The sequence below is a fragment of the Dinghuibacter sp. genome, assembly GCF_035492835.1.
In the GTDB taxonomy this organism is placed as follows: domain Bacteria; phylum Bacteroidota; class Bacteroidia; order Chitinophagales; family Chitinophagaceae; genus Dinghuibacter.
Genome location: NZ_DATJIY010000203.1, coordinates 1 through 9,505, shown reverse-complemented (window position 1 = coordinate 9,505; position 9,505 = coordinate 1). Strand labels below are relative to the sequence as shown.

Below are 9,505 nucleotides of genomic sequence, written 5' to 3'. Positions count from 1 at the left end.
GGTCTTGTAACCATAACTGGCTCCAACTTTACCGGTACGGATTCCGTCTTCTTCGGAGGCGTCCAGGCGGCATCTTTTACCGTCGTCTCGCCCGGCACGATCCTCGCTACAGTTGGCAATGGAGCTTCCGGCGCTGTAATGGTTCATAATGCGGCTGGATACGCCTCGCTGAATGGATTCTCATATGTTGGCAAAAACGTGCCAACGCTAACGAGTTTCTGGAACCATGGGATTGTCGGGGGCCAAATAAACATCAACGGGTCTAATTTCACCGGCGCGACAGCTGTTTACTTTGGCGCCGTGCCCGCGACTTCCTTCCGGGTGTATAACGATGGGTTGATTTTCGCACAGGTGCCCCCGGGGGCAAATAACGTTCCCATAACCGTGGCGACGCCCAATGGAACCGTGACGTCCTCCCGGAATTTTTTGGTGGACCCTACGCTCACCTCGATTTCCCCGCAGACAGATACTACCGGCGGGGTGGTGACCATCCAAGGTTACGGCTTGAGCACCGCCCGACAGGTCTACTTCGGGGCAGTGCCCGCGGCATCGTTTTCCATTGTAAACGACACGGTGATCCAGGCTACGGTGGGTTCGGGCGCATCGGGTTATGTCTCGGTATATTCCCGTCTCGCGGATTCCACCAGTTTCCAGGACACGTTGTATAGCCAGTCGTTTTACTTTGGCTCTCCCCTGATACCGATCATCAACTCTTTTTCTCCCGAGTCCGACACCCTGGGTGGGACGGTAACCATCAAAGGCGCCCACTTAACCGGCGCGACCGTCGTTAAGCTCGCTGGTTCCCCGGCCTCTTCCTTTGCGGTGATATCGGATTCCCTGATCACTGCCGTCGTCGGTCCGACCGGCAATGGGCCGGTTACTGTGTTGACGCCTCATGGAACAGCTACTTCCGCGGATGCTTTCAGTTATTTCGGAGTCCCGGCGGATATTTTTGATTTCTATCCCAAGAGCGACACCGCCGGCCAGATCATTACCCTGACTGGTAAGCACCTTACAGGTGTGTGGTATATAGCGGTTGGTGATGGCTGGACGGAAACCGTGAACGTCCTGTCCGATTCGGTGTTGCAGTTCGCCGTTCCACATGGCGCAACCTCCGGCGCCATCTCGATAGAAGCCCAGGGTGGATATATATCTTCCATCAACGGTTTCGTCTACGGGACCATGCCCGCCATCAGTTCATTCAGCCCTGTAAGCGATACCGCCCGGGGCACCGTCACTATCCACGGCTACCAATTCACCGGCGCCACCGCGGTTTCTTTCGGCAATACGCCGGCCGCCTCTTACACGGTCGTCTCCGACACGCTCATCCACGCGATCGTCGGTGCCGGTAGCAGCGGCCTGGTCAAAGTGACCACGCCGCAGGGCTCGGATTCCCTGGCAGGGTTTACATACGTCGCCGGTCCCGCCCCGAAAATCGACACGTTGTACAACATGTATGGCAACGCGGGTCAATTCGTACAGATATACGGGCAGAACATCGGCAACGCCACGGCGGTTACTTTTGGCGGCACCCCTGCCGCCAGCTTCCAGGTGATCAATTCCGGTATCGTGGTCGCCCGGCTCGGCAGCGGCTCCAGCGGCTGGGTAACGGTCACGACCCCCTATGGAAGGGACTCCTTCCCCAACTTCTGGTATGTCACCGGCCCGCCCACGCTCATCGGATTCTATCCGCAGTCGGCGACTACCGGAGATACCCTCAGGATCGTCGGGAATAACCTCGTTGGCCCCACGCAGGTCCTCCTCGGCGGCAAACCCGCCAAGGTGATCTACAGCGACCCGGGCCAGGTCAACGTCGTCGTCAGGGACGGCGCCACCGGCAGCGTCGAATTCGACAATGGGTACGGCTCCGTTGCCATGCCCGGTTTCGTCTATACGGGTACCGTTCCCTCGTTGATAACGGTCACGCCCACCTCGGATTCCGCAGGCAAAACGGTCACCCTGACGGGCCAGCGCCTCAGCGGAGCCACGGCCCTGAATTTCGGTGCCGTTCCCGCCGCTTCCTTTACCGTGGTCAGCGACAGCGTCATCACCGCCATCGTACCCACGGGCGTCACCAGCCATTACATCGGCGTAACGACACCGGGTGGCGTCGACTCGCTCGGCGGCTTTACCTACCTCGGCGCGGCGACACCGCCGCCCCCGCCGGTCAATCCGGTTATCGCTTCCTTCTATCCCACCACCGACACTGCCGGCGGCACCGTGACCATACACGGTTCGGACTTCACCGGCGTCAACCTGGTGACCTTTGGCGGCGTACCCGCAGCATCCTTTACGGTCGTTTCGGACTCGACGATCAACGCCGTGGTCGGTAACGGCGCGAGCGGTTCGATCATCGTTTTCTCGGCCCATGGCAACGATACTACATGGGGCTTTACGTTAGCACAGTCGAATCAGCACAGCATTTCCTACCTCAGCCCCGGTTCCGATACCGTAGGCGGCCAGGTGACGATTACCGGTCTTGGATTCTTTGGTGTGTCCAACGTCCTGTTTGGATCGACACCGGCGACCTTTAGCGTGACATCGCCCACCTCGATCATAGCCACGGTACCCAACGGGCTGACCACCGGTTCCTACACGCTGTCGGTTATCATGCCCGGCGATACGCTTACGTTCAATTCGTTTACGGTAATCGACACCATAATGCCGCCGGCGCCGCAACCGCAACTGTTTTCCTTCAGTCCCGCTTCGGATACCGCCGGAGGCACCGTAACCCTCTACGGCGCCCATCTCACGGGCGCCAGCCAGGTAACCTTTGGTGGAACCCCGGCAGCATCGATCAGCGTTGTCTCCGACTCGATCGTAACGGCTGTCGTCGGTCAGGGATCCACCGGGGCTATATGGCTTACTACATCCGGCGGCACCGCCAAAACGGATACGCTCACGCCCTTCACCTACGTCCCCAAAACGGTAATCAGCCCCACCATTACTTCCTTTACCCCCATCATCGATACCGCGGGCGGGGTGGTTACGATCACCGGAACGAACCTGGGCGATGTCCAATGGGTCTACTTCGGCAGCACGCCGGCGGCGTCCTTTACCGTCGTTTCGCCCACGACGATTACTGCCGTGCTGGGCGACGGTTCCACCGGAGCTATACAGGTGGGAAACAGCGTCACCAACGCTTATTCGGTGGACACCTTCCTCTTTGTCGGAGCCAAACCACCCTTCGCGGTCACCTCGTTCACCGGCGCCATGGTCAGCAATCAGGCGCAGCTGACCTGGATCACCCAGTACGACCAGGGCGTCGCCACGTACACGCTGGAGAGCAGCGCCGACAGTATCAGCTTCAACCAGGTATACAGCGTCCCATCGCGCCATATCGACGGCGCGGGAAATGCGTACAGCTTTGTCGACCCCAACCCGGTCCAGGGCATGAACTATTACCTGCTCACCGCCATCGACAGCCTGGGCAATACCCTGGGTACATGGCGCACCACGTTGAACGTCCCCATCCAACCGCAGGTAACGACGCTGCCCAACCCGGCCAGCGGTGCGATCAACATCCAGGTTCCCTATTCCGCGCATACGGCCACCCTCACCCTGGTGGACCTGAACGGGAAACCGGTCCGGACCATGACCGTTCCCAGCGGCGCGTACCAGGCCCGCATGGACCTGACCGGCGTCCCCGGCGGGATCTACGTGCTGACCTGGCAGGACGGGACCAACCGGACGGAAAAACATATCATGGTACAGTAGTGGGTCTTTCCACCCAATTCCATACGCGGCCCGCCCCAACGGCGGGCCGCATTGTTTTGTGGCTTGGATTGCGTACCTTAACGGACGCCGATCAACCCACCTGCTATGCCCCTGCGCCCAACCTATATCCTATTTGCCGATGACGACCCGGAGGACCAGGAGATGCTTACCGAGCGTTTCCTGAAGGAAATCCCCGACGCGCGTTTCCTTTGCGTCCGCGACGGAGACCAGGCGTTGAAACGCCTGCTCGAGTGTGCCAGCGACGAGCTTCCTTCTATGGTTATCCTCGATTACCAGATGCCCGGCCTCACCGCGCCCGAGGTTTTGGAGGCCCTTGGCCGGGACGGCCGCTACGAGGGTATCCCCATCGTCGTTTGGAGCACCTCCGGTGAGCAGTGCTTTGTCGACCGCTGCCTCAGCCGCGGCGCCCAGCACTACCTCGTCAAACCCTGCGGCAGCCAGGGTCTCGAGAAGATCACCCGCTTCCTGGTCTCCGTTTTCTCCTCCGTCACGACACCGCACTGGGCCATGAGCCTTTGACGCCGCCGCACGCCCCACGCCCCAGCCCCATGCCTTCGGGCGCTCTTGACCTCGGCAACCGTATAATAGTCCATCCCTTTCATAATATCCTTCATTCCGCCGACCCGCAGGAATCTCGATATTTGACCCCTTATGAAAGGAAATGCGACCGTCCTGCTGCTCACCCTCCTGTGTCTGAACGCCACGGCCCAGCGCCCGCTGATCCGCGTGGCCACTCACGATAACGTCCTCGTGTTGGGCGTGGATAAAGACAGCATCCTCCGGCAGGTCTACTACGGACCGTCCATTCCCACCGACGGCATCGACGTCGCCTCAAAAGACGAAGCCTACTCCACCTACGGCAAGAGCTACACGGAAGTCGCGCTGAGGATCACCCACAGCGACGGCAACACCACGACCTACCTGGTCTGCGACAAAAGCACCCAACAAAGAATCGACGACAACACCACCCTCACGAATATCTACCTCCACGACACCTACTACCCCGTGGAGGTGGTCCTGCACTACAAAGCCTACGAAAAGGAAAACATCATCGCCCAATCCGCGGATATCCGTAACGGTGAGAAGGGGCCGGTCGTTCTCGGCGACTTCGCTTCCGGGGGGCTGAGCTTCCGCGAAAACGCCTACTACCTGACATCCTACTACGGCGACTGGGCCCACGAGTTCAACATGACCGAAACCCGGCTCGAACCCGGTATCCGCGTCATCGACTCCAAGCTGGGCGTGCGCTCCGACCAACGGAGCAACCCCTCCTTCCTCCTGTCGATGGATGGGCCGCTGCAGGAAGACGACGGCAGGGTGCTTGGCGCGACCCTGGCCTGGCCCGGCAGCTGGCAGCTGAAGTTCGAAGTGGGGAGCGACGGGAACCTGAACGTGCTGTGCGGCGCCAATCCTTACGCCTCCGCCTATACGCTGGACGCGGGCGCCACCTTTACCACGCCCGCCCTGCTCCATACCTACAGCAACCATGGCGCGGGAGACGTCACCCGCCGGTTCCACCGCTGGGCGCGCGTCTACGGCATCCGCGACGGCAACGGTTCCCGGGACGTCCTGCTCAACAACTGGGAAGCCACGTATTTCGATTTCGACGAGCAAAAGCTATCCGCCATCATCCAGCAAGCCGGCACCATGGGCTTCGACCTGTTCCTGCTCGACGACGGGTGGTTTGGTAACAAATACCCGCGCAACAACGACAACGCCGGTCTGGGGGATTGGGAAGTGAACAAGCAAAAACTGCCGCACGGCATCCCGTATCTCGTCCAGCAGTGCGAAGCCAACCACCTGAAATTCGGCATCTGGATCGAGCCCGAAATGGTCAACCCCAGGAGCGCGCTTTACGAGCAGCACCCCGATTGGGTGATCACCGCATCCCACCGCCCGCTCGATCTGCAACGCAACCAGCTGATCCTCGACCTCTCCAACCCCAGGGTGCAGGAGTACGTGTATCAATGTATCGATAAGCTGCTCCGCGAAAACCGGGGCATCCGCTACATCAAATGGGATTGCAACCGGTATGTCACCAATCCCGGCTCGGCCTACCTTCCCAAGGACCGGCAATCCAACCTCTTTGTCGACTATTCGAAGAACCTGCTGACCATCATGGAGCGCGTCCGAAAAGCCTTCCCCGACGTCACGCTCATGGCCTGCTCCGGCGGCGGCGGCCGGATCGACTACGCGACCCTGCCGAACTTCATGGAGTACTGGCCCAGCGACAACACCGACGCCATGGAGCGGATCAAGATAGGGTGGGGCCTGGAATATTTCTACCCCGCGATCGGCATGGCTTCCCACGTATCCAACATCCCCAACGGCATCACCGGCCGGAGCGAGCCGCTGAAGTTCCGCTTCGACGTGGCGATGACCGGTAAGCTCGGCATGGACCTCCAACCCATGCAGATGTCCGACGCCGACAAGGATTTCGCCCGCAAGGCCATCCAAACCTACAAAACCACGATCGCCGACGTCGTCCTCCACGGCGACCTCTACCGCCTCCTTTCCCCCTACGGCGGACACCGCGCCGCGATGATGTACGTCGCCCCCGACAGCGCCCGCGCCATCGTGTTCTCGTATCTATTCCAGAAAGCGCCCGGCGACGAGCATCACGTGATCCGTCTGAAGGGCCTTCGCCCCGAGGGCCGTTATACGCTGCGCGAGCTCGACAAGGGCGGCTACACGCGCTTCGGCGACTACGAAGGCAAGACCTTCTCCGGCGCCTTCCTGATGAACGAGGGCATCCGCTCCGACTTCTACAGCGAATACGAGAGCCTCATCTTCGAAGCCGTGGCGCAGCCCTAGGCCGCGCCCGCGCCACTGCGCCGCCGCGCGCGGCGTTACGCCGTCCTATTCACCTCCCGGTACTCCGTCGGCGAATACCCCATCCACTTCGTGAACATCCGCGAAAAATAGTAGGGGTCGCTCACCCCCAGCGTCTGCGCCACTTCCTTGACCGTCATCGGCGTAAAGAGCAGGTACTGGCAGGCTTTCTGAATTTTGAGGTGGTTGAAATATTCCACGGGCGAATGCCCCGTCCTCTTGCGGAAGACCGACGAAAAATGTGACGTGGACAGATCCGCGAAGTCCGCCATTTCCCCCAGGCTTAGGAGACCATGGCTTTTTTGCTGCATGAGCCCGATCACCTTATCTATGGCGTCGGTCTCGGACCTGCTGCCGGTGGGGATGAACTTATCCTCATACAGCAGCGACGACAGGAAGTGGTAAAAAATCATATTCACATACCGCAGCGTATCGCTGCTGTATCCCTTTTCGAGGTTGGTATAGATGTCCTCGAAGAGCTTGAACCGGTGATCGTCATACGCCAGCCGGGGTTTACCCTGGCGGATGAGGTCGACGATATACGAGGCCGTTTCGCCGCCAAAATGGATCCAGTAGATAGTCCATGGGTCTTCCGGGTCGGCTCCATACCGGTGGGGCGTACCCGCAGGGATCAGGACAAAATCGGAAGGCCCGATTTCCTGACGGCTACCGCCCTGGTTCACCCAGCCACGTCCCTCCACGCAATAGATAAGGATATGCTGCGAAATCCCCGAGGGCCGCTCCATGTAGTGATGGAGCGCCTTGGGATAGTACCCGATGTCGGTGATGTATGCCGGCTGGGTGATAAGGTCCACCACCAGGAAGTCGGCAACGATCTTCCGCGGCAGCACGATAAGCTTCTGCCCCTCGAATCCCTCTTTCTTACGCAATGCTTTTGTCATAACATCAGAAAAAAGTCCATCCCTTTCATAAGAACTGCCATTTCATGGCTTAGCGCGAAAATAGAACTTTGGGTATAATCGAACATGAGATTTATATCCCTGGTCATATTTTTACCAACGATTGCCGCCGCACAACTCTCCAATCGTTATGCCGTCGTTACCGCCGACACGGCCACCGGCGTAGTCAACATCCGCTTTGCCTCCGGACAAACCGTGGATAACGCCACCGCTTACGTCGTGGACCTCCGCGCGGGCCGTGTCTCCACCACCGATTGCCGACGGCATGCCTGCCGCGTCACTGATGGATACGCTCTCACCGTCACCCATACCGGCAACGCCGCGGGGCTAACGCTCATTCAGCACATTACCCTGCAAGGCGAAGGCCTTTTACTGGACCTCGAAGTCAAGGGCGCCGCTGAAACCCGGCACATCTCCCCGCTTGCCGCGGTCATACACACGCCGGGAACCGCCCGCCGCCTGCTCGACGTCCCTTTCGACAACGACGACTGGGTGCACATCCTAGAGCAGCGCCCGCCCGCCAACCCGGCCGCATTCCCCGTGTGCGGCATGAGCTACGAATACACCACGATCTACGACAGCGCGACCTTGGCCGGTCTCGTCCTCGGCTCCGTCACCCACGACTTCTGGAAGACCGGCATCGCCTACCGCATGGGCCAGGCCGACACCCTCGACGTCTTTGGCGGCGTCTCCACCCCCGACGATCCCTCCAAACCGCTGGATGAAGGCCGCGACGGCACCCACGACCACGCCCCCCACGGCACGATGCCAGGCCCCATCCTCCGTTCCCCGAAAATATATATCGCCGCGGGCAAAGACGTCCGGCCGATAACGAAAACCTACGGCGAGGTCAACGCGAAAATCAACGGCCGCCTTGCCTGGAACGGCCCCGCACCCGTCTACTGGAACAGCTTTGGCGTGGAAGGCGTGCTCGGCTACGGGCACGTGATGATGCCCGATGGAGTAAAACAAGTCTCCGATGTCATAAAAACCCTCGATCGATTCAACAGGGCCGCGGTGCTCAGTATCGACTCCTACGACCAGGGCGTCTATTCCACCGAGACGTTGAAAGGCCTCAAGGACTACGCGGCAAAAAACCGCCAGCGGATCGGCTTTTACTTCGCCCCCTTCGCCCAGTGGTACTGGAAGGACAGGATCGCGAGCGCCCCGCTGGCGCAAGCGATACTCAAGGACAGCGCGGGCAACCCCATCGCCTATAAGGACGGCGACTGGGCGGCCTTTGCCCTCGATCCCACCCATCCCGCGGTACGCGACTATCTGGTCGGCCAGCTCGAAAAGGCAAAGACCATCGGCGCCACCTTTATCAAGATCGACTTCCTCAGCGCGGGGACCCAGGAGTCGCCCACCCACGCCAACCCCGCCATCCGTACCGGCATACAGGCGTTCAACTATGGGATGCGGTTGCTGCGTCACCTGTCGGACTCGATACTCGGACCGGATATATTCTACACGGAAGCCATATCCCCGCTGTTCCCCAGCCAGTATACCCACGCCCGGTTCATTTCGACCGACATCTATTCCCACCTGCGGGACGACCAAACGGGCTTCCCCAACTGGGGCTCCACCGAATATTCCCTGGCCCTCGGCTCCCATATGACCTGGACCCAGGGCACGCTCTGGCCCTACACCAACCTGGACGTGACCATCATGGAGCACTTCCAGAAAAACCCCACGCTCACCGAAACCGAAGTCAAGGTACGCCTGTTGGCCCTCGTGGCGATGGGCAGTATCCTCGGCGACGGATCGGACCTCCGCAGCCCGCTGGCGCTGGAGCGCGCCCGCCAGTACCTGAACAACCCGAAGGTTTGCGCGTATTTCGCCCACCCCAGGGCCTTCACTCCCCTCCAATGGGCCGACGGCCCCGGTTTCGATCAGCAGCTGGTCTTCACCCTCGGGACCGGTGCCAAAGGCCGTGCCGGAGCCCCGACGCTGCTCGCCCTCTTCAACTTCAGCCGCAAATCCCCCCTGGAATACACCCTCCCCGCCGGCAAAGC

At 60.3% G+C, this 9,505-nt stretch carries 5 protein-coding genes; 4 read left to right on the top strand and 1 reads right to left on the bottom strand.

The window, feature by feature from the left end:
* Positions 1 to 12: 12 nt before the first annotated feature.
* The 3 genes from VL547_RS19115 to VL547_RS19105 all read left to right on the top strand — a co-directional run bounded on the left by VL547_RS19115 (position 13) and on the right by VL547_RS19105 (position 6,552).
* Entirely contained in the window at positions 13 to 3,717 is a 3,705-nt protein-coding gene (locus tag VL547_RS19115; protein WP_414648354.1) for an IPT/TIG domain-containing protein, read from the top strand.
* A 105-nt stretch (positions 3,718 to 3,822) separates the two neighbouring features.
* Positions 3,823 to 4,257 (top strand): response regulator, encoded by a 435-nt coding sequence (locus tag VL547_RS19110; RefSeq protein ID WP_325580910.1) that lies wholly within the window; start codon positions 3,823 to 3,825, stop codon positions 4,255 to 4,257.
* 132 nt (positions 4,258 to 4,389) lie between these two features.
* Positions 4,390 to 6,552: an alpha-galactosidase gene (locus VL547_RS19105; protein WP_325580907.1), complete on the top strand. Its 2,163-nt coding sequence runs from the start codon at positions 4,390 to 4,392 to the stop codon at positions 6,550 to 6,552.
* A 35-nt stretch (positions 6,553 to 6,587) separates the two neighbouring features.
* Here the strand turns inward: VL547_RS19105 and VL547_RS19100 are convergent, their stop codons facing one another.
* The gene (locus VL547_RS19100; RefSeq protein WP_325580905.1) at positions 6,588 to 7,472 is read right to left on the bottom strand and encodes an AraC family transcriptional regulator; all 885 of its coding nucleotides are present in this window, start codon (positions 7,470 to 7,472) and stop codon (positions 6,588 to 6,590) included.
* Positions 7,473 to 7,556: 84 nt separating this feature from the next.
* Here VL547_RS19100 and VL547_RS19095 point away from each other — a divergent pair.
* Positions 7,557 to 9,505 (top strand): hypothetical protein (locus tag VL547_RS19095; protein WP_325580903.1); only part of this gene is annotated, 1,949 nt, incomplete at its 3' end.

Coding starts and splice junctions, on each gene's coding strand:
- VL547_RS19100 (WP_325580905.1), bottom strand. CDS start 7,472: ATGACAAAAGCATTGCGTAAGAAAGAGGGATTCGAGGGGCAGAAGCTT.
- VL547_RS19105 (WP_325580907.1), top strand. CDS start 4,390: ATGAAAGGAAATGCGACCGTCCTGCTGCTCACCCTCCTGTGTCTGAAC.
- VL547_RS19110 (WP_325580910.1), top strand. CDS start 3,823: ATGCCCCTGCGCCCAACCTATATCCTATTTGCCGATGACGACCCGGAG.